Here is a 25,103-nt window from a genome sequence, read left to right on the forward strand (position 1 = left end):
ATGGCTCTCGCATCCATCTTTGAGAAGATCGTTGGTCCGCAGGCCAACATCGCGTTCATGGCCTACGACGGCAGCAAGGCGGGGCCGGACGGCGCGGACCTCGCCCTGGAGGTGAAGTCCCCGATAGCGGTCGCCTACCTCGCGCAGGCACCTGGAGAGCTCGGCCTTGCCAGGGCCTACATCTCCGGCCACATCGACGTCCACGGTGACATGTACACACTGCTCGACCGCATGTGGAACATCACCACCAACGACCTGACGACCGCCGAGAAGGTGGCGGCCGTCCGATCGCTGGGCCTGAAGCCGTTGATGATGCGCGTCCCGGCGCCGCCGCAGGAGATCCGCCAGAGCACGCTGGCCAAGCTCGGCTCCCGGCACGCCAAGCAGCGTGACGCCGAGGCGATCCACCACCACTACGACGTCTCCAACCGCTTCTACGAGTGGGTCCTGGGCCCGTCCATGGCCTACACCTGCGCCGTCTTCCCCACCAAGGAGTCGTCGCTGGAGGAGGCGCAATACGCCAAGTTCGACCTGGTGGCCCGCAAGCTCGGCCTCAAGCCCGGCATGCGGCTGCTCGACGTCGGCTGCGGCTGGGGCGGCATGGTCATGCACGCCGCCAAGCACTACGGCGTCAAGGCCCTGGGCGTCACCCTCAGCAAGCAGCAGGCCGAGTGGGCCCAGAAGGCCATCGTCGAGGCCGGGCTGGAGGATCTGGCCGAGGTCCGCTTCATGGACTACCGTGACGTCGTCGAGTCGGACTTCGACGCGGTCAGCTCCATCGGTCTCACGGAGCACATCGGCAAGCGCAACCTCCCGTCCTACTTCGCCTTCCTCTACAGCAAGCTCAAGCCGGGCGGCCGCCTGCTCAACCACTGCATCACCCGGCCGACCGGCACCGAGAAGACGTTCAACAAGGGCGGCTTCATCAACCGCTACGTCTTCCCCGACGGCGAGCTGGAGTCGGTCGGCTACCTGGTCAGGCAGATGGAGGACCTCGGGTTCGAGATCCGCCACGAGGAAAACCTGCGCGAGCATTACGCCGAGACCCTCCGGCACTGGTGCGCCAACCTCGACGCCAACTGGGCCGACGCGGTGCAGGAGGTGGGCATGGGGACCGCCCGCGTCTGGGCCCTGTACATGGCGGGCTGCATCGTGGGCTTCGAACGCAACAAGGTGCAGCTGCACCAGGTGCTGGGCGTCAAACTTGACTCGGAGGGACACTCCGGGGTCCCGCTGCGTCCGTCGATCGACTGGCCCTAGAGCTTCCGGTGTGAGAGGCCCACCCGGCCTCTCACACCTACGGCCCTCCTTTGAAGGGCCTCCGCTTCGCTCCGGACGCCCCCGGGCGAGCTGTCGCCTGCCCCCTGAAGGACCTCGCTCCGCTCGGACCCTCCTCCTGAACGCTTCGCCGGACCGGCGGGATGCGTCGGCCAGGAGCCAGCCGGACCGATGTTGGCCGGCTTGTCCTTGGCGGAGTCTGCGATCAGCGGCGCAGCCGACGGGTCGCCAACCGGTCGTGCGCCCAGGGGACGACCAGCCGGTCTCAGGCCTGGCCATCCGGCCGTAGCGATGGATCGTCCTCGTCAGGCCATTCGTCATGCAGGTGGAGGCGTACGAGCGCGGCGTGGGAGAGCGGTGTCATGGGGTCGGTGACATCGCCGTTGGTGGTGTAGTCGAGCAGCAGGACCTCCTGCTCACTGGCGAGGTCGCGAAGGCGCTCGATCAGGTCGGGGGTCTTGTTCTCCAGGACCCAGCGATAGGCCGGCAAGTAGATGCGACGCCTTGCCGTTTCATAGGACAGAAGCCGCTCGCCATGCAGGCCGTCGCGATGGCCTCGCACGTGGCCGTATCTGCGGACGGTGCGCTTGAGGCCGGTCATGGAGGTGACGTCGAGCTTGGTGAGGTCGACGTCGGTGGTTTCGAAGACCTTGAGTGCCTGCCAGATTCCTTCGACCGACTGGCCGGTGACGCCGGGCGTCCGCGGCACCGGGATGCCGCCGTGCGGATAGAACGGACTCAGCCGCACCCATGGCTCAGCTGCCTTGGAGGTCACGTCGATGATCTGAGCTTCGGGAAAGGCCTTGGCGAGCGAGGCCGCCGAACGACGACGGCTGGCGACCTGGATCGGCACGAGGCATCCCTTCCCCACTTTTGACGGCAGGGCTCAGCATGGCCTACGGCGGCGACAGTTTCCGCGTGGGGTTCGCACGCGGCAAGGAGCGGGGGCTCCAGGTGCTGGGGGGACATCGTCGATGCGGAGGGACGCGCCGGAGTCCCGCTGCGCCCGTCGCTCGACTGGTCCTGAGCACATGGAGCACCTGAGCACATGGGGCGGGTGAGGGCCCCCGGCCCGCACCTTCCTGCCTACCCACCACATGAACAACGGTCAGAACCTCAGCATCCACCCGTTGATGTAGCCCGTGTCGCCGGTTGTGACGTCTTCGACGCGAAGCGTCCATGTCCCGTTGGCCGGTGAGGATCTCCCATCCACCGGATAGGTCTCCTCGATCTGGTCGGCGTCGTCTTTGGAGTTCGCCGCGCGAAGCGGATAAACGATGCCGGTCGGGCCGATCAGATCGATCTTCAGGTCGCCTCTCCAGGGATGACTGATGTCCACGGAGACCGTCATCTTCTGGGGCGCGTTACCGGGGAGCCAGCCCGTGACCGTGATGGGCGATTTGACGAGGCCGCCCTTGTCGGGGATGGCGTATTCGGTCCAGTTCTCGAAGTAGGGGAAGTCCATCGACCAGGCGTCGATGATGCCGGCACCGGGTGACCAGCCGTCCGCGGCACGGAGCTTCCAGGTCCCGTTCTGCTTCGTCACGGCGCTGATGTCCACGTCGTACGTCTCGTCGATGAAATCGCTGCCGTCCGAGGACGGCGACCTCAGCACATATACCTTTCCGTCCGGGCTGATCAGGGAGAGCTTCAGATCACCCACCCAAGGGTGCTGGATGGAGACGTAGACGTGCACCTGGGACGGGGTCTTGCCGAGGAGGTCGCTCACGACGATCGGCGAGTCCACACTGCCCGGGTCGGGGATGGCGTAGTCGTTGAAGTTGGAGAAGTACATCGGCCAGAGGGCGCCGTCGGTGGGCTGGGTCGGCGGGAGGGCCGCGCTGTCCAGCCGGAGGCGGGGCGTGGTGGCGCTGGTATAGGCGATGGGCTTGCCCGCGCTCTCCATGGCCGCTTCCAGCTGCCCGATGCTCGCCTGGGGGAAGGCCTGGCGGAGCACGGCCAGCGCGCCGGCCACGTGCGGAGCGGCCATCGACGTACCGCTCAGTGACCCGAAGGAGTTGCCGGGCACCGAGGAGACGATCGACGTGCCGGGAGCGAACAGGTCCAGCAGCGGACCGCGGTTGCTGAAGGCGGACACCTCGTCCGTGTCGGTGGTGCTGCCGACCGTGATGGCCGAGGGCACACAGGCGGGCGCGCTGACCGCGTCGCCGTAGCCGTTGTTCCCGGCCGCGACCACCGTGGCGACCCCGGCCGCCAGGAGCGCGTCGATGGCCGGTTTGCGCGGATCGGTGTCACACGCGGAGGTGTACTGGCCGCCGCCCAGGCTCAGGTTGGCGGCCACCAGGGCCGTACCGGCCTCCTTCAGTTGCAGGACCTTCTCCAGCCCCGCCACCTGGGCGCTGGTGAAGCTCAGCACGCACGGCGCGGCGCCCACCCCGCAGAAGTCGTCGGTGGTGAACTTGCTGAACACCTGGATGGCGACGAGTTTGGCCCCCGGGGCGACCCCGGCCGGCGGGGCACCGGCTACGTTCGTGCCGTCGCCGATCGCGATCCCGGCCACGTGCGTGCCGTGATCACAGTCGAGTGCCGCGTCGGCGCACGGCCCGCTCTCGGAGTCGGCCGAGCCGGCTCCCGTTTGCGTGGCGGTGCCGTTCGGGCACAGGCTGGTGGCGCCGTAGTCGGCGTCGATGGGGGAGAAGCAGGCCTGTTCGATCACCCGTCCGCCCAGGAAGGGGTGCTTGACGGCGACGCCGGTGTCCAGCACGGCCACCACGCTGCCCGCGCCGGTCAACCCGGCCGCCCGCGTCTTGTCCGCGCCGATCAGCGGGATGCTCTCGGCGAGCACCGGTGGTACGGGCCGGTCCTCCGACACGCTCACCACGTTCGGCAGCTTGGCCAGCCGGTCCACCGCCGCCGCGTCGACACGCAAGGTGACCATGGGGAACCGGGACATCGTCTGCAGCACCTGACCGGCACTCGATGCTTCCGGCAGATCCGCCCGGCTCTTGGTGATCACATTCACCCTGATCTTGGCACTGGCGGCAAGCCGCGCGCTCAACCCGGGCTCTATCGACGGGGGCTGCTCAGCCAGATTCGCCGACGTGGCATGGGCCGGCACGCTCACGCCTGTCGTGGCCGCTAACGCCATGATGATGCAGGATAAAACCCACTTTTTCATCCGCCACTCCAAGGTGAGTGAATTGATCACCTGGACAGTAAATGATCGAAACCTGGTCAACAAGGGCCTGGGTCGAGGCAGATATTCAAATTGCCGCTCAAGATGCTGAAATCTCGCATCTGCGCAGGTGGGTGGAGTCATATGGCGAAATTGTGGCGAATATATGGCGCCTTGGCAGACAATGCACATGCGTGCCGTAAATCGCGCGGCAGGCGGCGCCTATCGGCCATAGTGGCGTAATGAAGAAAGGCGGTCTATGCGGCGCCCCCCGGAAGGGATGTCCACTCCGAAAGACCTCAGCCATGATGGACCGTCTTCTTCCGCGCTCCCGGATGGGGTATCCCTGGAGTGACCTCAGCCACCACGGACCGTCACAGAGATCGAGACGGTCGTGTGACGAAACCCCCGGGGACCCCCGGTGAGCACCTCACTAGGATGCGTTGCCATGCGCTCCGTGATCTTAGGCGGCACTGCCGCCGCCCTCCTTCTGGCCTCCGCCACTCCCGCGCTGGCCGCCCCAGACAAGCCCCTGACCTCGGCCCAGCTGAGTGAGGCCCTCATCACGCCCGAGGACCTGGGCGACGCCTACGCCCCCAACCCGAAGCACATCCGCGAGGCGTTGGACGCCGACTCGGCCCACACGAAGAAGTGCCTACGGGCGATGAGGGCGCTGAAGCCCCTCCTCAGCAGTCCGGCGGCCGTCTACATCGACAAAGAGGGCCTGCCGTCGGGCGTGAAGCAGTTCGCCATCAGCGGCACCCCGGCCAAGATGGCCGCCTGGCAGACGGTGGGCAAGGTCATGGTCCGGGACTGCGCCGGAACCAAGACGAAGACCAAACGCGCCAAGTCGACCACCACCAGGCTCTCCATCGGTACGGTCGGGAACTGGGTGTACGGGATCAGGTACAAGGAGACGATGGCGACGAGGAGCGCCGAGCTTCAGGCGGCGGATGTCGTGCTCATCAGAGTCAAGAACGCCGTCACGCTGCTGGTGAGCGACGGGTTCTTCGGGGCGTTCGAGCCCGGTCTGAGCAAGCGGGCGGCGAGGCTGGCGGTGCCGAAGCTCCGGGACGCCCAGAACGAGTGACGCGCGTGCGCACACGATGCCTTACGACGCAGATGACGGCGATCTCGCGCTTCCCGGCGGACGGTCACACGGGGACGTAGCGGGCGACCCGACCGACGTCGCGACCCGGCAGCCAGGAGTGTTCTGATGATGTTGTTGGTCAGGGTTCCGATCATGTAGGTCGGGGGTCAGGCCGGCGGCATGATGGGGTTCCCGAGCGGCCGATGGAGCCGGATGTGTGGGACGCCTGCCGGGAGTTGATCCCGGCAGGCAGCGTGTACGCGTTTTCGGCGTGTGGAGGACGGCGCCGCGCCGCCGCCCGGACGATGCACGCGATAGCCACAGGCCCGGCACAGGCGGTCAGTCGCGGACAGGGTTTCCAGCAGCGCGAGCCGGGTGGCCGGCTCACCGGCGATTCGCACCGAACGACCCGTACTCACCCGGGGCGCCGGTCAAGCTCGGCCGGATTCGGCCCGGGGAGTCCGTCCGTGGCGCGCAACGCGTACAGGTTGCCGTTCGAGCTGCCGACGTAGACAAGACCGCCGGCCACGACCGGCAGCGTCTGGAAATGGCCGCCGGTCTGGAAGCGCCAGCGCGGCGCGCCGGTGGCCGCGTCCAGCGCGTGCAGCATGCCACCCTCGTCTCGGGCGAAGACAGTGTCCCCGTGGACCGACACTTTGGCGGTGAGCGGCCTGCTCCACCGTTCTTGCCCGGTTTCGGGGTCGAGGGCGTGCAGGTCCTGGCCGCCGATGTAGACCGTCCCTCGTGACTCGGTCACGCTCCAGAGGCCGCTGTCGCCTGCGGTGGTGAGCCTCCATCGCTCCTGGCCGGAGGCGGTGTCCAACGCGTACGTGCGTCCGGCGAGGTCGCCGAGGTAGACGGTGCCGCCGATCATGAGGGGGTCGTACCGGACGAGGTCGCCGAAGCCGGCGCGCCATCGCGCCTTCCCAGTGGCGGGGTCGAGCGCGACCACCCTCGCGCCGGTGACCGCGAAGACGGCCTCCTTGGTCGCGGTGAGGTAACCGGCCGGGATGGAGTTGGCGGCGCCCAGACGGGAGCGCCAGCGAAGGGCGCCCGTCTTGGCGTCGAGGGCGGACAGTAGGCCTTGCTCGCTGCCCACGCGACCTTCCTGGCTGCTCACGTAGACGGTGCCGGCGGCCACGGCCACGTTGCCCAGGGAGCCGGGGACGCGGAATCGCCACCGCTGCTTGCCGGTGGCGGCGTCCAGCGCGATGACGTGGGTGAAGCCGACGCCCGCGTACACGCCGCCGGCCTGGATCACGATGTCACTGGCGTCAAACTGGCGGTTCCATCGCATCCGGCCGGTGGCGGCGTCGACGGCCGCCACCCCGTCGCTCCTCGCGCCGTAGAGTAGGCCGTCCACCAGCATGGGCGCGGCCGGTCCTGACCTCCAGCGCATACGGCCGGTGGCGGCGTCCAGGGCGTACAGCCCGTCGTCGGCGCCGGCGTAGACGACATCGCCGTCCACCACGGGGTCGGCGCGGACGCCCTCGTCGGCGAGGTGGGTCCAGCCGCCCGTCCGCGCCGGAGGACGGACGCGCTCCCCTGGCCGGTAGCGGGCCATCAGGTTGTCGCGCACCCGGGCCGCGGCCAGGCGTTGGACCAGCCTGGATGGCGACGTCAGATGGACGATGACCGGGCCCACGTTGACGAGCGTCGCGCCGAAGGTCCCGCGGGGGCCGTGGGCCGTGTAGGAGAAGATGCCCTCGCCCTCGATCGTGGGGTCGTAGTCGAAGCTCTCGTGCCCCTTGATCTGCCCGGCCGCGGCGGCGAAGAGGGCGCCGGCGTCCGGGGACACCCAGCTCACGGAGAGCGAGACGACTCCGCGGTCGTCCTCGGGCGGCACCCAGTCGCAGGTCACGGGCTTGGGCAGCGTGAGGCGGCCCAGCGACCTGCGGCCGGGGAGGAAGCGGGCGCCGGGGGCGACGTCGCGCGGAGTGAGCAAGGAGCACGCGTCCGGCCAGTCGCCCGGCGGGACGCCGCCGAGCGCGACGGGCCCAGTGGGACGTCCGTAGACGGGACGGAAGGCGGTGACATGGGCGTCACTGTGGATGAGGGCCAGGTGCGAGGTCGACCCCAGGAGAGTGATGTAGTGAGGGAGCGGCCTGTCCAGGGGGAATGCGCCGAGACGGCCGGTATCGCGGTCGCGCGAGATGAGGAAGCCGGGCAGCGGCCACGCGTTGTTCGAGTCGAATCCGGCGGAGTCCTCGACGTCGGGATGACGGCCGACCTCCAACGGCATGCTCCAGCGGCCGTCGCCGCCGAGCCCGTGAGAGATGGGCAGGTCAGAGATAGGCCGCGGCGTGCCGTCCTCGGCGAAGAGGAACCGCTCGTCGTGTACATCCGCGACGACGAAGCCCTCCGGCGCCTGCTCGTACCCGAGCCGGGCGCCGTCGTCCGCGACGACGAAGCCCTCCGGCGGCTGCTCGTAGCCGAGCCGCGCGCCGTCGTCCGCGGCGGTGTGCCGGGTGGTGACCGGACGCGTCCAGTTCCGGCGCAGCGTGCGCGGGTCGTAGGAGGCGAGCTGGACGCCGCCGTTCTTGCAGTGGGTCAGGAGCATCACGGACCGGGAGGTGCCGGTGATCACCCCGTCGCAGTCCGGCAGGTCGCCGGCGCGTGCGTGGACGCCGCCGGTTCGCGCGTCGAGCGAGAGCAGCCCGGATCTCCGCTGGTAGAGGACGGCTGCGCGCCCTACCACCTGGATCTGCGGGAGGTCGCCGTTGTCCGACGCGGGTACCGCGTGCCGCCACAAGACGCTGCCGGAGGCGAGATCGTACGCGTGCACGACCCAGTTGGTCACTCCCTTCGTCGAATCGGTGAAGAAGAGGATCCCGGCCTCGGTGGAGAGGACGGTAGGGTTCGTGACCGCGGTGGAGACGGTACGCCGGATCGCGCCGGTATCGGCGTCGCGCACGGTCACCGTCCCTGGCGTCTCCAAGAGCAGGTTGTCGCCGGACAGGAGGGACTGCAGGGCATCCTCCCCGGCGGGGACCGACCAGGCCGCCTTCCACCCGATGAGTTCCGGCGCAGGCCGCCCGTCGTCGGCGACCGCGAGCGCGAAGGCCACCGAGAGCGCCGTCAGGGCCTTGACGCAACGGGTGATCAGCACGTCCGGCGCCCCTGACAGGAGACCGGCTGCCAGCCTCCCTGCGGCGCCTGCCGGTAGTAGGTCCGGTAGCGGGCGGCCTCGCCGCTCAACCGGAACGGCCCTCCGTCCGGCCCTTTGATCACGACCTCTTCCGTACGGCCGTCCGCGAGCACCGTGACCCGGAGATCGAACTCGTAGTACGCCTTCTTGCCGGAGAAGCTCAGGCTGAGCGTGACCGGCTCGTCCCGTTTGAGGTCGATCTGCTTCTTCCGGAAGTACGGGGTGTCCCCGCCGCTCGTGAACCGGGGCGTGGGACGGTCGAGGTCGGCGGCCATCTCGACGGTGCCCGCCTCGCCGCCCTTGATGACGATCAGGCGGGCGCCCTCCGACACCGGCATGCGGGCGAGGACCTGCGGCTCGATGTTCACGATGCGCAGGCTGCTGCGGTTGCCGGTCAGCGCGACTGTGACGTTCATGCCGCCGATCGGGGCCATCCGGTGGCGCGCCAGCATCGTCTCACGCTGCTTGTCCGCGTGGGCGGCGAGCATGACCGCCCGGTCCTCGGGGTCGGTCACCGGTTCGCGCAGGACGGTGTCGCGCTCGGAATAGTCGACGGCCACCTGACCGACGGTGATCGGGGCGGTGCCGCGTACCTGCTCGACCGTGTCGGAGCCGTGCGCGTTGTACCACTCGGTGAACACGACGCCGAACGCGGCCAAAACCACGGCGCTGGCGATCCCCGCCAGCCACGCAAGCAGCCCTTTCGACCGGGCAGGATCAGACGCCTCGCCTCCCTGCTGCTGTGCCGCGACGTCGCGGCCGACCGATGTGGGCTTGTTCCGGCGCGCTCTGCCCATGGGGACGTGTCCCTCCACGACCGATCGTCGAGACCAGAGTAGGCACGAGCTCGAGCGCGCAGGAGCGGATTGCGGCTATTCACGACTGTCGGCGAGCGTGTCCGGCGTGTCCTGCAGATCCTCTGCCCGCTCGTGCGGGAGGAGGACCAGACGTATGCTCAGCCGACGGGCCGGTCTCGGGGACCCGACGATTGTCCGGCAGCCCCTTTCACTACTGCAGACAATCGGTGACGCCCATCGGTGTTCGTGCGTTCGGGTGGAGGGGCCGATGGGGGCGGTCGTCGCTTGCACACGTCATGAACGATCCCCGCGCGCCATCTGGTGAACTCCGTCGACCCTTACGGGATGGTCATGTAGCCGAATCTGTGCAAGCCGTGCTGGCAGTGCTCGACCAGGATGGCACGGGTGCGGTGCATCATGGCCGGGCACGGATGGGCGGCCGTCGTCTCCCGGTGCGCTGCCGGGTTCAGACGTCGTCTACCCGGGTGAACGTCAGCCCGACGTTGGGGCAGTTGTCGGTGAGGTCAGGCGTCGTCTTCGACGCGGTGGCCTTCGTCCCAACGTCCTGCCCGTGATCTCAGGGGAATCGAGATCCTTCGCCAAACAGACCATCCAAGGTCATACAGGCGGTTGTTGGAACCCTCGCGCTGCGTCCAGGCGGAGATGGGCGGCACTCATTCGGCCGCTGCGGCAGGGGGCTCGGTCACGAACGTCCCCTTGCCGTGAACGGCGCGGACCATGCCCCGCTCGGTGAGGTTCTGAATCGCACGCCGGACGGTCATCCGGGCGACTCCCCATGCGTTCGAGAGGTCGAGTTCCGACGGCAATCGAGATCCAACAGGGCGCTCTCCCTGTTGGATCTGCCCGGCGATGTGGTCGGCAATGATCATGTAGACCAGGTCCGGACCGTTCGGATCGGTCTTCGGGAGCTTCGCGGGGGATCACCGTGGCCCAGCCGACCGCGCGCCCCCACCGCCGGTAGTCCTTGCGCACCAGCAGCCCCCACACTCCGAAGCCCACCGCTACCACCGCGGGTTGCGGCACGAGGCGCAAGGGGGACAGCAGGAAGTCGGCCGACAGGTACAGCTCAAAGCCGGGACAGCCGCCCCACATCGCGAACATGTCGTGGTCGAAGAGAACAGGAAGCTCGCGTACTCACCAGCGCGAGCGCGATGCTCCACAGCGTCAGCGACAGCCGCCACCGCACCGGGAGGACTTCGCGCGAGCCGATCCCCTGACGGCGGCCGACCAGGAGCAGCAGTATCGCGACTGCCGCGAGGGCGGCGCCGATCAGAAACAGCGCAGTGTCGTCGAAGGGCAGGAGGGCGGCGATGCCGCTGCGGTGGCCAGCGACATCGGCGGGAGCTTCGCCTATGACGATCCGGTCTCGCACCTCCGCCTCGCTCGGCCGGCCGAGCCCGGTGAGTGGCGGCGTGACGGCGGCCGCGGCGAGCAGGATCAGCAGCGCCGCGCTCAGCCGGAGGACCCATCGCCGCATACCTATCGCTCCCGTTGTTCGTGGGGAACGGGGTCCCGGCGTGAAGAGCCGCTAATAGTCGACATCGAGCAGGGCGATCGCTTCCAGTACGTCGGTCACCTTGTGGTCCGCCCCCGGGGATAAGCCCGGGGACAGGCCGCGGTCGATCCAGATCGTGTGCAGGCCGGCGCCGCGTCCGCCCGCCACGTCCTTCTCCACGTCGTCCCCGATCATCCAGTCCCCGTCCGCGAGCGTGGTGTCACACCGGCGGGCGGCGATCTCGAACAGCTCGCGGTCCGGCTTTCTGAAGCCCTCGGCGTCGGAGATGGCCCAGCCGTCCACCCGGTCCACCAGGCCGCTGTGGTGGATCTTGCCGGACTGGTTGTCGGCCATGCCGTTGGTCACGATGCCGACCCGCCAGCCGGACATGCGCAGGCGATCGAGGGACTCGAGTACGGCCGGGCGGCAGGTGACGAGGTGCGGCAGGCGGTCACGGTAGCCCTGCCAGAGTGAGTCGGCCGACTCGGCGAGCCCGAACCGCTCGCGGACGTGGGTGAAGAACGTGCTCATCGGGATGGAGCCGTCGGCGTCCAGCTCGATCATCCAGGCCACATCCTGCGCGCCCAGTCCCCTGTCGGCGGCGAACTCGGCGGCCCAGCGCTTGAAGGCGTCCAGGCGGTCGATCAGGGTGTTGTCGAGGTCGAAGAGTGCCAGCACGCCTCAGGACCATACAGGTGTTCGATGACGCGCGGCGGCCTTCCGCGGAACAGACGATCAACGGTTGTGCGCCCCATCGTCACTCACCGGCCACTTTGCCGGTCTAACGTACGCGGCATGCTGACGCGCAGATTATTCGCGAGCGCTCTGGCCGTCCTGACCGGTGGTACGGTCGCGGTCGTGCTGCTCCAGCCCCACACCGCCGCGGCCGAACGCCGCGCCCAGGCCCCCGTCGTCATCGGGCACCGGGGCGCCAGCGCCCACCGGCCCGAGCACACGCTGCTCTCGTACGAGGCGGCCATCGCGATGGGCGCCGACTACATCGAGCCCGACCTGGTCTCCACCAAGGACCACATCCTGGTGGCCAGGCACGAGAACGACATCACCGGCACCACCGACGTGGCCGCGCACCCGGAGTTCGCCGACCGGCGCGCCACCAAGACGGTCGACGGGCGGCCGATCACCGGGTGGTTCACCGAGGACTTCACGCTGGCCGAGCTGAAGACGCTACGGGCCAAGGAACGCGTGCCCGACCTGCGGCCCGACAACACGGCCTTCGACGGGGTGGCGGAGATCCCGACGTTCGAGGAGGTCGTGCGGCTGGCGCAGCGTCACGGCGTGGGTGTCTATCCCGAGACCAAGCATCCGACGTACTTCGACTCCATCGGCCTGTCGCTGGAGGAGCCGCTGCTGGAGACGCTCAACAGCAACCACATGCGCAAGGTGTACATCCAGTCGTTCGAGACCGCGAACCTGCGGGAGCTGCGCAAGAAGACCAGGCTGCCGCTGATCCAGCTGATCACGTTCGGCGGGGCACCGTATGACTGGGTCGCCGCCGGTGATCAGCGTACTTATGACGACATGGTGAAGCCCGAAGGGCTGCGCGAGGTGGCCTCGTACGCGAACGGGATCGGCGTGGACACCCGCCGCGTCGTGCCCGTGGGAGCGGACGGCAAGTTGACGGAGCCCACCACGCTCGTCCAGGACGCCCACCGCAGGCGGCTGGACGTGCATGTCTGGACCATCCGCAACGAGAACTCCCAGCTCCCCCTCGACTACCGGCTGGGCAACCCGGCCAGCCCCGCCTTCCCGCGCGCCACCGGCGACGTGATGGGCTGGCTGACCAGGCTGCTCGATCTGGGCGTGGACGGCGCGTTCTGCGACGACCCGGCCATGGGCCGGGCCGTGGTGGCGAAGCGGACAAGTTAGGCCCGGGAGTGACGGCGCGGCGCACGCGCGGCGCCGTCACAGCCGGTCGGGTTCTGAGGGCTACCGGAGCTCGCGCTTGAGGATCTTGCCCGTGGCGGTCATCGGCAGGGCGTCGCGGAACTCCACGACGCGCGGGTACTTGTAGGCCGCCATGTTCTCCTTGGCCCAGGCGATCAGCTCGTCCTCGGTCGCGGTCGAGCCGGGCGTACGGATGATGTACGCCTTGATCTCCTCGCCGTGCGAGTCGTGCGGTACGCCCACGACGGCGGCCAGCGAGACGGCCTCGTGGGTCATCAGGACCTCTTCGAGCTCGCGCGGGTAGACGTTGAACCCGCCACGGATAATCATGTCCTTGGACCGGTCGACGATCGCGTAGTAGCCGTCGGCGTCGCGGGTGGCGATGTCGCCGCTGCGGAACCAGCCGTCGCGCATCACCTCGTCCGTGGCCTCCGGACGGCCGTAGTAGCCCTTCATGATGTTGTGGCCGCGGATCGCGATCTCGCCCGGTCCCTCGCCCTCGACCGTCTTCCAGTCGCTGTCGATGAGCTTCATCTCCACGCCCCAGATCGGGGTTCCGACCGTGCCCGGCTTGGCGGGGTGGTCCGGCTGGTTGAAGCTGGCCACCGGCGAGGTCTCCGACAGGCCGTACCCCTCGAGGATGGCGACGCCGAACGTCTTCTCGAAGTCCTTCAGCACCTCGAGCGGAGAGGCGGAGCCGCCCGCCACGGCAGTCCGCAGGTTCGCGGGCGGCGCGACGCCGTCCGCGTGGACCTTCGACAGCATCGCCCAGTACATGGTCGGCACGCCGGCGAAGAACGTGACGCCCTCCTTGGCCATGAGCGCCAGCGCGTCGCCCGGCTCGAAGCGCGGCATCAGCACGATCGCGGCCCGCCGCAGGAACCCCTGGTTCAGCACGACCGTCTGCCCGAACGAGTGGAACAGCGGCAGCACCGCCATCATCACGTCGCCGCCCTCGGCGCTCGGGAACATCCGGTCGCAGACGATGGCGTTCATCAGCATGTTCTGGTGGCTGAGCTCGGCGCCCTTGGGCTGGCCCGTGGTGCCGGAGGTGTAGAGGATCACCGCCGTGTCCTCGGCCGCCGTCTGCACGGTCTCGAACACGCCGGACATGCCGTCGAGCGCCGCCCAGATCGACTCGCCGTACACGGACTCGGTCGCCAGCGGCGTGGCGGGCAGCACGAAGAAGTGCTCGCACCCCTCGGCCGCCTCGAAGCCGGCCTTCCCGCGCTCGCCCAGCGGCAGCTCGGGCGTGCCCTCGAAGCAGAACAGCGCCTTGGCGTCGCTGTCGTCAAGGTGGTAGGCGATCTCCCGCGACTGCAGCAGCACGTTGAGGGGCACCACCGTCGCCCCGGCCTTGAGGATGCCGTAGTAGACGAACGGGAAGTACGGCAGGTTGGGGCAGGCCAGCGCGACCTTGTCACCCTTGCCGATGCCGCGCGAGACCAGCAGGTTGGCCACCTGCGCGGCCACGGTGTCGATCATTGAGTACGGCAGGCGCATGTCCCCGAAGACGATGGCCGTGCCGTCCGGCGTGGCCCTGGCACTGTCCTCCAGGACGATCGACAGGTTGAGCATGAGCGCCTTCCTCCCTGTGTACGGCTTGCGCGTCATCATGGCAGCAAGACATACCGACCGGTAGGGGCAAACTAAGCACCCTAGGGTCACCTCATAGGGCGGTTACAGATGCGTATGGACGCGGTACATCGCCTGGAGTAAGCAAGTACCAGATTACTTACACCTGGGAGGGGCCATGGAGTACGACTACGTGATCGTCGGGGCCGGGTCGGCGGGGTGTGTGCTGGCCAACAGGCTGTCGGCCGATCCCGGGGTGTCCGTGGCCCTGATCGAGGCGGGCGGCAAGGACGACAAGCTGGAGATCCGCATGCCCGCGGGCTTCGCCAAGCTGTTCAAGACCGACTACGACTGGAACTACACCACCGCCAAGCAGAGCGAGATGTCCGGCCGCGAACTCTACTGGCCCAGGGGCAGAGTGCTCGGCGGCTCGTCCTCACTCAACGCCCAGATGTGGGTACGGGGCTGCGCGCGCGACTACGACCAGTGGGGGATCCCGGGCTGGACCTACGACGACGTCCTGCCGTACTTCATCAAGGCCGAGCACCGCGTCGGCAGCAACAACGGCGGCGTCTACGGCTCGTCCGGGCCGCTGTTCATCTCCGAGCTGCGCAGCCCCAACGTCACCACCGCGGCCTTCCTCAAAGCCTGCGACGAGCTCGGATTACAGCGGCTGGCCGAGCTCAACGGCCGCTCCAACGAGGGCTACAGCGCCACGCCCGTCACCCAGAACCGGGGCAGGAGGTGGAGCTCCGCCGACGCGTACCTGCGCCCGGTGCTGAAACGGCCCAACCTGACGGTGATCACTGGCGCGACCGTGGACCGGGTGGTGTTCGACGGCACGCGGGCCGTCGGCGTCGAGCACGACGGCGGCGCGCAGATCAGGGCGAAGCGGGAGGTCATCTTGTCGGCGGGGGCGATCGGCTCCCCATACCTGCTCATGCGCTCGGGGGTCGGCGCGGCCGACGAGCTGCGCGACGAGGACATCACGGTCGTGCGGGACCTGCCCGAGGTCGGCAAGAACCTGCAGGACCACCTGTCGACCGGTGTGTACGTGCAGTCCAAGCAGCCGGTCACGCTGACCAAGGCGGAGTCGATCGGCAACCTCCTGCGCTACATCGTGCTGCGCTCCGGCATGCTCACCACGAACGTGGGCGAGGCGGTGGCCTTCATCAGGACGTCGCCGGAGGAGCCCGCCCCCGACATCGAGCTGATCTTCGCGCCCGGCCCGTTCATCGACCACGGCCTCACGCCGCCGACCGGCCACGGGCTGACCGTCGGCGTGGTGCTGCTGCAGCCGGAGAGCCGCGGCCGGGTCGGGCTGAGCGGCCGCGAGGTGGTGATCGACCCCGGCTACCTGACCCGGGAGGCCGACGTCAAGCGGCTGGTCGCCGGGCTGAAGACGGCCAAGCAGGTCTTCGCCACCACCGCGATGAAGGAGTACGCGGGCGGCCCGATGGCCCCCTACCAGGGGCCCGAGAGCGACACCGAGCTCGCTCAGTGGGTACGCGAGCGCGGCGAGACCCTCTACCACCCGGTCGGCACCTGCCGCATGGGCGCTGACGCCGAGTCGGTCGTCGACCCGGAGCTCAAGGTACGCGGCCTCGACGGGCTCAGGGTCGTGGACGTGTCGATCATGCCGACCCTCAACCGTGGACACACGCACGCCCCGGCCATCATGATCGGCGAAAAGGGAGCCGAGCTCATCACCAAGCGCTCTTGACGTAAGTGAATACTTGCAGAAGGCTTGGTGTTCATGACGCTCTCCAGTGACCTGGACATCTCGCAACTGGTGTTCTGGGGGCTGCCCCAGGCCGAGCGCATGGCCGCCTTCCGCCGGTTGCGCCAGCTGGACGAGCCGGTGTTCCTGACGGAGCAGGCCGTGCCGTTCATCAAGGGCGGTCCCGGCTACTACGCCCTGGTGCGCCACGCGGACGTGACCGAGGCCAGCAGGAACGCGGCCGTGTTCAGCAGTGAGCCGTGTTCCAACAGCGTGCCCGACATGCCGCGCTGGCTGGCCGTGTACTTCGGGTCGATGATCAATATGGACGACCCGCGGCACGCCCGGCTGCGCAGGATCGTGTCCAGGGCGTTCACGCCGCGCATCCTGTCCAAGATGGAAGAGGACCTGGCCACGGCCGCCGCCGAGATCGTGGACCGGGCGATCGAGGAGGGGCCGGGCGACTTCGTCGCGCAGATCGCCGCCCGCCTCCCGGTCCGCGTCATCTGCGACATGATGGGCATTCCGGCGACATTTCATGACATGGTGCTTCGGCGGACCAACGTGATCCTCGGCAACGCCGACCCCGAGTACACCGGCATCGACCCCGAGTTCAGCCGCGTCAACGTGGCCCGCGGCCTGGCCAAGCTGTTGCACGCCGGCTTCTCCCTGAACCGGCTCGCCGCCCGCCTGGGCGACGAGCGGCGCAAGAATCCCACGGGTGACCTGGTCAGCCTGCTGGTCAACGGCGAGGAGCGGCTCACCTCGCAGGAGCTGGGCTCGTTCTTCATCCTGCTGGTGGTGGCCGGCAGCGAGACCACCCGCAACGCGATCGCGTACGGGCTCAAGCTCTTCACCGACCACCCCGAGCAGCGGCGGCTGCTCCTGGACGACTTCGACGGCCGCGTCACCAAGGCGTGCGACGAGATCGTGCGCTACGCCACGCCGGTGATCCAGTTCCGCCGCACGCTCACGCGGGACCATGAGATGAACGGCATGCGCTACAAGAAGGGGGACAAGGTCCTGCTCTTCTACAACTCGGCCAACCGTGACGAGACGGTGTTCAAGGACCCCGACACGTTCGACATCACCCGCGATCCGAACCCGCACGTCGGCTTCGGCGGTCCCGGCCCGCACTTCTGCCTGGGCGCCCACCTGGCGCGCAGGGAGATGACCGTGATGTTCCGCGAGCTGTTCACCCGTCTGCCGGGCATCAGGTCAGAGGGGGAGCCCGACTTCCTGCTGTCCAACTTCATCAACGGGATCAAGCACCTGAAGTACACCTTCTGAGGGCCTCGGCCAGGCCCTCCTCGCCGCGCCAGGCCACGAACCCGTCAGGGCGGACCAGCACCGTCCCGTACGGCCAGCCGTCCACGACGTGCACCGGAACGTCGGCCGCCACGCCGGGATCGGCCGTGAGCACGCACCACCGCGATCCCACGAGATCCAGCGTGGACACCCCGTCGGCCACCCACATGTGCGGCAGGCGGGATCCCGGCGACCCGTCGAGGTCGAGGGCGACGTCCTCGGTGGAGGGGAGCTCCGCGCCGCCGTACCGGTAGCCCATGTGCACCACCGGCGCGTTGATCGCCCCCGCCGCCTTGCGCGCCTCCGCCATGTCCTGTCCCCAGTGCAGGGACGGATCGTTGAACCGCAGGAGCGCCTGTTGCATCGTCATGAGGGCCACCGGATGGCGCTCCGCGTGATAGGTCTCCAGCAGTTCGGGCCCGGCCTCACCGCGCAGCGTGTGCGCGAGCTTCCACGCCAGATTGTGCGCGTCGGCGATGCCGGTGTTCAGCCCGAACGCGCCCAGCGGAGGGATGGCGTGCGCCGCGTCGCCCACCAGGAAGACCCGCCCGACGCGGAGGCGATCGGCCACCTGGCCGCGCCCCCGGAACGTCAGCACGCTGCGGATCTCCACCTCGATCGACGGGTCGCCGAGCGCGGTGCGGATGAGCTCCGGAGTCGGCTCCGTGTCGAGGCGGGTGAGGAAGACCCACTCGCGTTCGCCGTCGACGGTCACCAGCAGCCCGGTCGCGTCCGGATGCTCGATGTCGCACATGGCGAACGGCTTGCACGGGCGCAGATCAGCGCGGAACAGGACGCTCGTCGTCTCCTGGCCGATCACACCGGGACCGGTGAGGCCGACGCCGAGGATCTGCCGAACCCGGCTGCGCACACCGTCGGCCGCTACCAGATAGCGCGCCCGCACGACACGCCCGTCGGACAGGGTCGCCGTGACGCCGTCGGAGTCCTGCTCGAACGAGTCGAGCGCCACGCCGAACTCCACGTCGCCCGCCTTGGTGATCAGCACGCGGTCGAACCGGTTCTGCGCGCAGGTGCCGCGGATCCGGGCCGGCGTGTAGGTGAACTCGGCCTCGCCTCTCGTCTTCCACGCCTCGCCTTCGGTGAAGTCGGCCTCGGCGAGCGTGCGCCCCCTGATCTTCCCCGCCCGCAGGTCGACCGCGGCCTCGTTGACCGCTTGTTCCAGGTCGACCTCGCGCAGGATCTCCACCGACCGCAGCCCGATGCCGTTGGCCCTGGGGTGGTGCGACAGCTCCGGCTTCTCCTCGACGACGAGGGGCTTGACGCCGTGGTGGCGCAACAGCACCGCGAGCATCAGCCCGACGGATCCGCCGCCGGCGATCAAAACATCTGTGGAAACAGTGTGCCCATTCATGGGAACACTGTACCCACAACTGTAGACTCCTGTCCATGCCGCTTATCTGGGAGCGCGAGCCGTACCAGCCGAAAAGGCAGGCCCTGAGCGTGGAGCGCATCGTGGACGCGTCCGTCGCCATCGCCGACGCCGAGGGGCTCGACGCGCTGTCGATGCGCCGCGTCGCCGCCGAGCTGTCGACCGGTACGACCTCGCTCTACCGCTACGTCGACAGCCGCGACGACCTGCTCGACCTCATGGCCGACGCGGTGCAGGACCACCACGTGCCGCTGACGGGAGACTGGCGCGCCGACCTCGAGGCGTACGCCCACCACGAGCGCGAGCTGTGGCTGCGGCACACCTGGCTCGCCCCGCTGCTGGCGACCCGGCCATCACTCGGCCCCAACTGGCTGCGCGGCCTGGAGCACGCCCTCACCGCGGCCGCCCCGCTGACCTCCGACATCGCCGACGCGGGCTCGGCCGTCGGGCTGATCAGAGACTACGTGCGCGGCGCGGTCATGCGCGAGCTCGCCGAGAAGGAGACCCAGCGACGCACCGGTCAGACCGAGGACGAGTGGCGCGCCGACGTCGCCCCCTACATGCGCAAGGTCATCGAGAGCGGTGCGTTTCCCCGGGTCTCGCGCATGACCGAGTCCGCCGACCTGAGCCCGGCCGAACAGTTCTCGTACGGCTTGCGCCGCATCCTCACCGGGATCGCGGCCTCTCAGCGGACGGCAAAGTGATCACGACCCGATCGGTTCAAGTTCGGGCTGGGCTGCCTGCTGTGGGGGTCGAGGAGGGCGGCTGATTCCGATCGCGGAGCGGATTGCTACTCCAGCGGAGAGCCGACTGCTAGGTTTCGCAGTCATGGAGATCAGAACAGTCCACGCCAACGGGGTGGAGTTCGCGTATCTGGCCGTAGGGGAGGGGCCGCTGGCCCTGTGCCTGCACGGCTTCCCTGACACGGCCCACACCTGGCGTCACCTGCTCCCGGCGCTGGCCGAGCGTGGCTACCGCGCGGTCGCGCCGTTCCTGCGCGGCTACGCGCCGACCGAGATCCCCGCCGACGGCGCCTACGAGGCCGGCGCGCTCGTCGCCGACGTACGGGCGCTGCACGAGGAGCTCGGTGGCGACTCCGCCGCGGTGCTCATCGGTCACGACTGGGGCGCGTTCCCCGTCTACGCGACCGCCGACCGCTTCCGCAGATCCGTGGCCATGGCCGTGCCGCCGGCGGCCGCCCTGGCGACCGGGTTCCTGGACTACGAGCAGCTCAAGCGCTCGTTCTACGTCTTCCTCTTCCAGACCGCCCTGGCCGAGACGGCCGCCGCGGCCCCCGGCTTCCTCGAGGGCATCTGGCGCGACTGGTCCCCCGGATACGACGCCGAGCAGGACCTGGAGTTCGTCCGGCAGAGCATCGGCGCACCGGCGAACCTGGCGGCGGCCATCGGCTACTACCGGGCGATGCTCGGCACCACCCCGCCCACCGGCCGCTACCCGGCACCGGAGCCCGCCACCACCGGGCCGATCCTCTACCTGCACGGGACCCAGGACGGCTGCCTCTCGGCCGACCTGGTCAAGGACGCGCTGAGCCACCTGCCGGCCGGGTCGCGGACCGAGCAGGTGACCGGCGCGGGTCACTTCCTCCACCTCGAAAAGCCGGCGGAGGTCAACCGGCTCGTCCTCGACTGGCTGGCCTCCTGAGGGCGGGGGTCAAGCGGTTCGTCCTCGACCGGCTGGCCTCCAGAGGGCGGAGGTCAACCGGCTCGCCCTCGACCGGCTGACCTCCTGAGGACCGCCACGACCGGATGGCGGCCTGACAGGGTGAGATGAATCACCCTGTCCACCCCGAATCCGGGCGGCCGCCACGCCTCTGGAACGAGCGCCACCACGGTGCCGCCCACGGCCAGGACACGGTGGATCTCGCGCCACAGGCGGCCTGGGTCGCGGCGGAGGCGTCCGCTCGGGGCGACCTGACGGTCCCAGGGTGGATTCACCAGAACCCGGTCCACGCTGCCGTCCGACAGGGGAATCCGCCCCGCATCGGCCACCCCCCAGGCGATGGCGTCGGCTGCGGCGCGGGCGGCGTTGGCGGCGGCGATGTGGACGGCACGCGGGACGTGGTCGAAGCCGATCAGGCGCGCGTGCGGCGCGAGCGCGCGGGCCTCGATGAGCGTGGTGCCGGCGCCACAACAGGGGTCGAGCACCGTGCGGGCGCGGTCGAGCCGCGCCAGCCCGGCCATGGCGGCGGCCACCGGCGGGTGCAGCGTGCCCGGGATCGACTCCGTCTTGTACGGCCTGCGGTGCAGCGGTCTGGCGGGCACCCGCAGGGCGATGACCGCCTGCCCGTCCTCCACCGTGACCCGCCACGCCGTCGAGCCCTCGGGCGGCACCCGGCCGTCGCGGCGCGAGTGATACGGCAGGCCCAGTGGCCGGGCGAGCTCGGCACCGACGGCGTCCTCGATGTCGAACCGGCTGTAGTTCCGCCGCCCGACGAACGACGCCGACACCTCCACCCCACCGCCCCGCACGCCGTACGGGCGGTCGGTGGCTCGGCCGGTGATCTGGTGGGCGAGTTTCGTCAGGCTTTCGGCGTCGAGTTCGCGGGCCGCCCGCGCCAGGCGCCCCAGCGCCTCCCTGTCGCGCCCGATCCCCTCCACGACGGCCGCCACCAGCAGCACGTCGTCGGCCGTCCGCAACCCCAGCAGCTCCGGCCCGGGATCGGCCGTCTCGAACCACACCTCACGGTGGCGCACCCCGCGCACCACCCCGAGCCCGGCACGTCGGATCTCCGCGGCCACCAGGGGCTCGATGCCACGCACCGCCCTGGCCACGGCAAGCGTATGCACGTGTCCTTCTTCTCCCACGTCGCGACCCGGGACGGCGGCCGGCCGTCCCGCATCACCGGCGGTGGGTCATCCACGGCCCGCCGGCGGGTCGCTAGCGCAGGAAGAAGAAGAACTTCATGCGCCCACGCTATAGATCATCCGCTTCCAGAGGCAATCGATTTTCCGCGCGCACCCGGCCACGGAGACGTACGGTGTACTTCGATCGCGTTGACGTGAATAGGCCGCTATCCGAATGATGGTGTTCATGGACGTGCTTGACTTCGACCTGTCGGACCGTGACTTCTGGGCCAAGCCGATGGCGGAGCGGAGGGCCGCCTTCGACCGGCTGCGGGAGCGAGATACGCCGGCCTTCTTCGCCGAGCCCGTGGTCGACTTCGCCCCGCAGGGGCCCGGCTACTACGCGCTGGTCAAGCATGCCGACATCCTGGAGGCCAGCCGCACTCCCGAGGTCTTCTCCTCGGGCGACGGCGGGGCCACGAACATCCTCGACATGCCCGCCGAGTTCGCCGAATACTTCGGCTCGATGATCAACATGGACGACCCCCGGCACGCGCGCCTGCGCCGGATCGTCTCCCGGGCCTTCACGCCCAAGATGATCAAGCAGTTCGAGGCGGACGTGGACACCGCGGCCGCCAAGATCGTGGACGACCTGCTGGTCACGGGCTCCGGCTGCGACTTCGTCACCGAGGTCGCCGCCCGCCTGCCCTTGAAGATCATCTGCGACATGATGGGCATCCCCGAGCGCGACTACCAGTTCGTCTTCGAGCGCTCGAACGTCATCCTGGGCGGCTTCGACCCCGAATACACCGGCGACGACGTCACCCAGGTGGTCCCGCTCCTGCTCAACGCCGGGATGGAGCTGCAGCGGCTCGTCCAGGACCTGGCCGCCTACCGCATCGACCAGCCCACGAACGACCTGACGTCCTCCCTCGTCAACGCCAACATCGACGGCGAGCGGCTGACGTCGCAGGAGCTCGGGTCGTTCTTCATCCTGCTGGTGGTGGCGGGCAACGAGACCACCCGCAACGCCATCTCGTACGGCCTGCGCCTGCTCACCAACAACCCCGACCAGCGGGCGCTGTGGCTGGAGGACGTCCAGGGCCGGGCGGCGGGGGCCGTGGAGGAGATCGTCCGGCTGGCCTCACCGGTGAACTTCATGCGCCGCAAGGTGACCAGGGACTACGAGATGAACGGCCACCTGTACCGGAAGGGCGACAAGGCGGTCCTGTACTACTGGGCTGCCAACCGCGACGAGGCCGTCTTCGAGGAGCCGGAGCGGTTCGACATCACCCGCTCACCCAACCCGCACGTGGGGTTCGGCGGACCGGGGCCGCACTTCTGCCTGGGGGCGCACCTGGCCCGGCGGGAGATCACGGTGATGTACCGGGAACTGCTCCGCCGGGTGCCCGGCATCCAGGCGGGCAAGCCGGACCGCCTGCACTCCAGCTTCATCAACGGCATCAAGCACCTGGAGTGCACCTTCTAGAACCGCCTGCCCGACCCCCGGGATGCCGGGGGCCGGGGGACAGGGTCAGGAGGTGGGGGTGACCTTGATCTGCTTGATGACCGTGTTGACGTCCGGCAGGAGCTGCTTGCTGGTCGACGGGATCGACATGTAGACGATCGCCGGTACGTCCTTGCCGGTGTTGATGGCGGCCGTGACGATCGTGGCCTTCTCGGTGCCCGAGGTCAGGGCGTAGGCGATGACCCGGCCCGAGGACTGCCCGACCTTGATCGGCTGCTGGGCGATCTTCTTGACCGTGTTGCCCTCGGGGAAGAAGCGCTTGCGGGCGTTCAGCACCACCTGCTTGATCACCGGCTCCAGGTCGTCCTCGCTGGTGAACGCGGACGCCAGCTTGGCCGGGAGCGGGCCGGTGAGGATCTGGGCGGAGCTGTTGGTGCCCGTGATCACGTACTGGCGGGTGTCGAAGCCGTACGTGGTCTTGACGGTGGCGCGCTGGTCCTGCTGCCAGGTGCCGCCGAGGCGCGGGATCGTGATGCCGGCCGAGGGGTTGGCGACTATGCCCGTCACCGGGGCGGCCTTGCCGGACCACCGCGGCAGGCGGGGGATCGAGCTCGCCGCCTTGGTGGGGGCGGTGCTGGCCGCCGTGCTCGGCTTGGCGGCCGCGGTGTTGGTGGCGGACGGCGTGTTGCTGGCCAGCGGTCCGGCCAGGAACGCCCAGAGGACGGCGCCGACCAGGGCGATGGCCACCGAGCCCGCCAGGGCGTAGATCCAGAGGGGTTTGCCGGGGTTGTCCAGCGACTCCGGCTCACCCATCGCCTGGTAGTCGTCGCCGAAGACGGTGTTCCAGAGCTCCTGCTGGCGCTCGGGCGGCGGGGTGCGGGAGCCGCTGATCTGACCGGCCGTCACGAACCGGTGGTCCGGGTCGGACGGGTCGCGGCTCAGGTTAGAGCCCGGCCTGCCCTGCTCGCCCTGCTGGTCCTCCCCGGTCGGCGGCTGCTCGCCCGGCGGCTGGCCACCCGGCGGCTGGCCACCCGGCCCGTGGCGACCTGGTCCTTGCCCACCTGGTCCTTGCCCACCTGGACCGTGGCCACCTGGCCCGTGGCCGATCGGCGGCTGGCCGGGCGGTGCTTGGCCAGGCGGTGCTTGGCCGACCGGCACCTGGCCGTACGCGACCAGCCGGTCGTCGGGCGAAGGCGCGGAACGCGGCACCGCACGCTCGTCGAGGGGAGTGCCACGGCGCCGGCTGTCCAGCGGAGTGACGTTTCGCGGGCCGTCCAGCGGCGAGCCGCCCTGCGGGCCGTCCAGCGGCGAGCCGGAACGAGGGCCGTCCAACGGGGAGCCGGAGCGGGGGCCGTCCAGCGGAGAGCCGGAGCGGGGGCCGTCCAGCGGAGAGCCGGACCGCGGCGCGCCTCGGTCGTCCGCGGGCGGGTACGCCCGCTCGCCGAGCGGATTCGGGAACTGGTGGTACGCCGTGGCCTGATTATCCGGAGAGCCCTGGCCATAGGAGGCCGGGTCACCCGGACGTGACTGCGGCCGGCTGTCAGGCTGGCCGAGGTTCGACCACGCGTCCGAGGATGGCGGGGCGTCCGACCAGGCGGGCCCGGAGTCCGGCCAGGACTGCTGCGACCCCTGCGAGGGCGCGGAGCCCTGCCGCGACGGATCGGGCCACGACGGCGAGGACTGCGACGGATCCGGCCAGGACGGCGAGGACTGCGCGGGGTCCGGCCACGAAGGCGAGGACTGTGAGGGGTCGGGCCAGGACGGCGAAGACTGCGCCGGGTCCGGCCACGAGGGTGAGGATTGCGATGGGTCGGGCCACGACGGCGAGGACTGCGACGAGTCCGGCCATGACGACTGGGCGGCACCGCCCCGTGAAGAGTCAGGCCATGCCGCGTCCTGCCGGGGCGCCTCGGGCCAGGATGTCGGCACCTCCGGCTTAGGCGCCTCGGGCCAGGACGGTGGCAGATG

General features: G+C 69.4%; 19 protein-coding genes. 8 read left to right on the forward strand and 11 right to left on the reverse strand.

The window, feature by feature from the left end; genetic code table 11:
• Entirely contained in the window at positions 1-1,260 is a 1,260-nt protein-coding gene (locus AB0L53_RS18870; RefSeq protein ID WP_363995025.1) for a cyclopropane-fatty-acyl-phospholipid synthase family protein, read from the forward strand.
• A gap of 283 nt (positions 1,261-1,543) precedes the next feature.
• Here the strand turns inward: AB0L53_RS18870 and AB0L53_RS18875 are convergent, their stop codons facing one another.
• Together AB0L53_RS18875 and AB0L53_RS18880 are read right to left on the reverse strand one after the other, a co-directional pair.
• Positions 1,544-2,131 (reverse strand): hypothetical protein, encoded by a 588-nt coding sequence (locus tag AB0L53_RS18875; protein WP_363995028.1) that lies wholly within the window; start codon positions 2,129-2,131, stop codon positions 1,544-1,546.
• Positions 2,132-2,386: 255 nt separating this feature from the next.
• Complete coding sequence (locus tag AB0L53_RS18880) at positions 2,387-4,297, reverse strand: S8 family serine peptidase (protein WP_363995031.1); 1,911 nt, start codon at positions 4,295-4,297, stop codon at positions 2,387-2,389.
• A 565-nt stretch (positions 4,298-4,862) separates the two neighbouring features.
• On the opposite strand from AB0L53_RS18880, the gene AB0L53_RS18885 reads away from it, so the two are divergent.
• Positions 4,863-5,504 (forward strand): hypothetical protein, encoded by a 642-nt coding sequence (locus AB0L53_RS18885; protein ID WP_363995034.1) that lies wholly within the window; start codon positions 4,863-4,865, stop codon positions 5,502-5,504.
• 415 nt (positions 5,505-5,919) lie between these two features.
• On the opposite strand, the gene AB0L53_RS18890 is transcribed toward AB0L53_RS18885, so the two are convergent.
• From AB0L53_RS18890 to AB0L53_RS18910, 5 genes are all read right to left on the reverse strand, one after another.
• Positions 5,920-8,613: a PQQ-binding-like beta-propeller repeat protein gene (locus AB0L53_RS18890; RefSeq protein ID WP_363995036.1), complete on the reverse strand. Its 2,694-nt coding sequence runs from the start codon at positions 8,611-8,613 to the stop codon at positions 5,920-5,922.
• Positions 8,607-9,449, reverse strand: a complete 843-nt coding sequence (locus AB0L53_RS18895) for a hypothetical protein (RefSeq protein WP_363995039.1) — start codon at positions 9,447-9,449, stop codon at positions 8,607-8,609. Before AB0L53_RS18895 ends, AB0L53_RS18890 begins: the two co-directional genes overlap by 7 nt.
• A gap of 674 nt (positions 9,450-10,123) precedes the next feature.
• Positions 10,124-10,339 carry a GntR family transcriptional regulator gene (locus AB0L53_RS18900; RefSeq protein ID WP_363995042.1) on the reverse strand — a complete coding sequence of 72 codons (216 nt, stop codon included), beginning with the start codon at positions 10,337-10,339 and terminating at the stop codon, positions 10,124-10,126.
• Positions 10,340-10,536: 197 nt separating this feature from the next.
• A complete protein-coding gene (locus tag AB0L53_RS18905) occupies positions 10,537-10,947 on the reverse strand; it encodes a hypothetical protein (RefSeq protein WP_363995044.1) in 411 nt (136 codons plus the stop codon).
• A gap of 51 nt (positions 10,948-10,998) precedes the next feature.
• Entirely contained in the window at positions 10,999-11,643 is a 645-nt protein-coding gene (locus AB0L53_RS18910; protein WP_363995047.1) for an HAD family hydrolase, read from the reverse strand.
• Positions 11,644-11,760: 117 nt separating this feature from the next.
• Between AB0L53_RS18910 and AB0L53_RS18915 the strand changes: the two genes are divergently transcribed.
• The gene (locus tag AB0L53_RS18915) at positions 11,761-12,852 is read left to right on the forward strand and encodes a glycerophosphodiester phosphodiesterase (RefSeq protein ID WP_363995050.1); all 1,092 of its coding nucleotides are present in this window, start codon (positions 11,761-11,763) and stop codon (positions 12,850-12,852) included.
• Between the two features lie 60 nt (positions 12,853-12,912).
• On the opposite strand, the gene AB0L53_RS18920 is transcribed toward AB0L53_RS18915, so the two are convergent.
• Positions 12,913-14,448 (reverse strand): long-chain fatty acid--CoA ligase, encoded by a 1,536-nt coding sequence (locus AB0L53_RS18920; RefSeq protein WP_363995476.1) that lies wholly within the window; start codon positions 14,446-14,448, stop codon positions 12,913-12,915.
• 175 nt (positions 14,449-14,623) lie between these two features.
• Between AB0L53_RS18920 and AB0L53_RS18925 the strand changes: the two genes are divergently transcribed.
• Together AB0L53_RS18925 and AB0L53_RS18930 are read left to right on the forward strand one after the other, a co-directional pair.
• Entirely contained in the window at positions 14,624-16,168 is a 1,545-nt protein-coding gene (locus AB0L53_RS18925; RefSeq protein ID WP_363995053.1) for a GMC family oxidoreductase N-terminal domain-containing protein, read from the forward strand.
• 33 nt (positions 16,169-16,201) lie between these two features.
• A complete protein-coding gene (locus tag AB0L53_RS18930) occupies positions 16,202-17,455 on the forward strand; it encodes a cytochrome P450 (RefSeq protein WP_363995056.1) in 1,254 nt (417 codons plus the stop codon).
• Here the strand turns inward: AB0L53_RS18930 and AB0L53_RS18935 are convergent.
• The gene (locus tag AB0L53_RS18935) at positions 17,430-18,845 is read right to left on the reverse strand and encodes an FAD-dependent monooxygenase (RefSeq protein WP_363995059.1); all 1,416 of its coding nucleotides are present in this window, start codon (positions 18,843-18,845) and stop codon (positions 17,430-17,432) included. The genes AB0L53_RS18930 and AB0L53_RS18935 overlap by 26 nt on opposite strands.
• A 35-nt stretch (positions 18,846-18,880) precedes the next feature.
• Here AB0L53_RS18935 and AB0L53_RS18940 point away from each other — a divergent pair, with 35 nt between their 5' ends.
• Complete coding sequence (locus tag AB0L53_RS18940) at positions 18,881-19,567, forward strand: TetR/AcrR family transcriptional regulator (RefSeq protein WP_363995062.1); 687 nt, start codon at positions 18,881-18,883, stop codon at positions 19,565-19,567.
• Positions 19,568-19,691: 124 nt separating this feature from the next.
• Positions 19,692-20,525 carry an alpha/beta hydrolase gene (locus AB0L53_RS18945; RefSeq protein WP_363995065.1) on the forward strand — a complete coding sequence of 278 codons (834 nt, stop codon included), beginning with the start codon at positions 19,692-19,694 and terminating at the stop codon, positions 20,523-20,525.
• 53 nt (positions 20,526-20,578) lie between these two features.
• Here the strand turns inward: AB0L53_RS18945 and AB0L53_RS18950 are convergent, their stop codons facing one another.
• A complete protein-coding gene (locus AB0L53_RS18950) occupies positions 20,579-21,670 on the reverse strand; it encodes a methyltransferase domain-containing protein (RefSeq protein WP_363995068.1) in 1,092 nt (363 codons plus the stop codon).
• Positions 21,671-21,914: 244 nt separating this feature from the next.
• Between AB0L53_RS18950 and AB0L53_RS18955 the strand changes: the two genes are divergently transcribed.
• Complete coding sequence (locus tag AB0L53_RS18955) at positions 21,915-23,156, forward strand: cytochrome P450 (protein WP_363995071.1); 1,242 nt, start codon at positions 21,915-21,917, stop codon at positions 23,154-23,156.
• Positions 23,157-23,201: 45 nt separating this feature from the next.
• Here AB0L53_RS18955 and AB0L53_RS18960 read toward each other — a convergent pair whose 3' ends face one another.
• Positions 23,202-24,467 (reverse strand): hypothetical protein, encoded by a 1,266-nt coding sequence (locus AB0L53_RS18960; RefSeq protein WP_363995074.1) that lies wholly within the window; start codon positions 24,465-24,467, stop codon positions 23,202-23,204.
• Positions 24,468-25,103 lie beyond the last annotated feature (636 nt).

Origin of the sequence: Nonomuraea sp. NPDC052129 (genome assembly GCF_040680095.1) — a bacterium.
GTDB lineage: Bacteria > Actinomycetota > Actinomycetes > Streptosporangiales > Streptosporangiaceae > Nonomuraea.

Coding starts and splice junctions, on each gene's coding strand:
- AB0L53_RS18945 (WP_363995065.1), top strand. CDS start 19,692: ATGGAGATCAGAACAGTCCACGCCAACGGGGTGGAGTTCGCGTATCTG.
- AB0L53_RS18915 (WP_363995050.1), top strand. CDS start 11,761: ATGCTGACGCGCAGATTATTCGCGAGCGCTCTGGCCGTCCTGACCGGT.
- AB0L53_RS18935 (WP_363995059.1), bottom strand. CDS start 18,845: ATGAATGGGCACACTGTTTCCACAGATGTTTTGATCGCCGGCGGCGGA.
- AB0L53_RS18895 (WP_363995039.1), bottom strand. CDS start 9,449: ATGGGCAGAGCGCGCCGGAACAAGCCCACATCGGTCGGCCGCGACGTC.
- AB0L53_RS18925 (WP_363995053.1), top strand. CDS start 14,624: ATGGAGTACGACTACGTGATCGTCGGGGCCGGGTCGGCGGGGTGTGTG.
- AB0L53_RS18870 (WP_363995025.1), top strand. CDS start 1: ATGGCTCTCGCATCCATCTTTGAGAAGATCGTTGGTCCGCAGGCCAAC.
- AB0L53_RS18900 (WP_363995042.1), bottom strand. CDS start 10,339: ATGATCATTGCCGACCACATCGCCGGGCAGATCCAACAGGGAGAGCGC.
- AB0L53_RS18920 (WP_363995476.1), bottom strand. CDS start 14,448: ATGCTCAACCTGTCGATCGTCCTGGAGGACAGTGCCAGGGCCACGCCG.
- AB0L53_RS18885 (WP_363995034.1), top strand. CDS start 4,863: ATGCGCTCCGTGATCTTAGGCGGCACTGCCGCCGCCCTCCTTCTGGCC.
- AB0L53_RS18930 (WP_363995056.1), top strand. CDS start 16,202: ATGACGCTCTCCAGTGACCTGGACATCTCGCAACTGGTGTTCTGGGGG.
- AB0L53_RS18905 (WP_363995044.1), bottom strand. CDS start 10,947: ATGCGGCGATGGGTCCTCCGGCTGAGCGCGGCGCTGCTGATCCTGCTC.
- AB0L53_RS18940 (WP_363995062.1), top strand. CDS start 18,881: ATGCCGCTTATCTGGGAGCGCGAGCCGTACCAGCCGAAAAGGCAGGCC.
- AB0L53_RS18955 (WP_363995071.1), top strand. CDS start 21,915: ATGGACGTGCTTGACTTCGACCTGTCGGACCGTGACTTCTGGGCCAAG.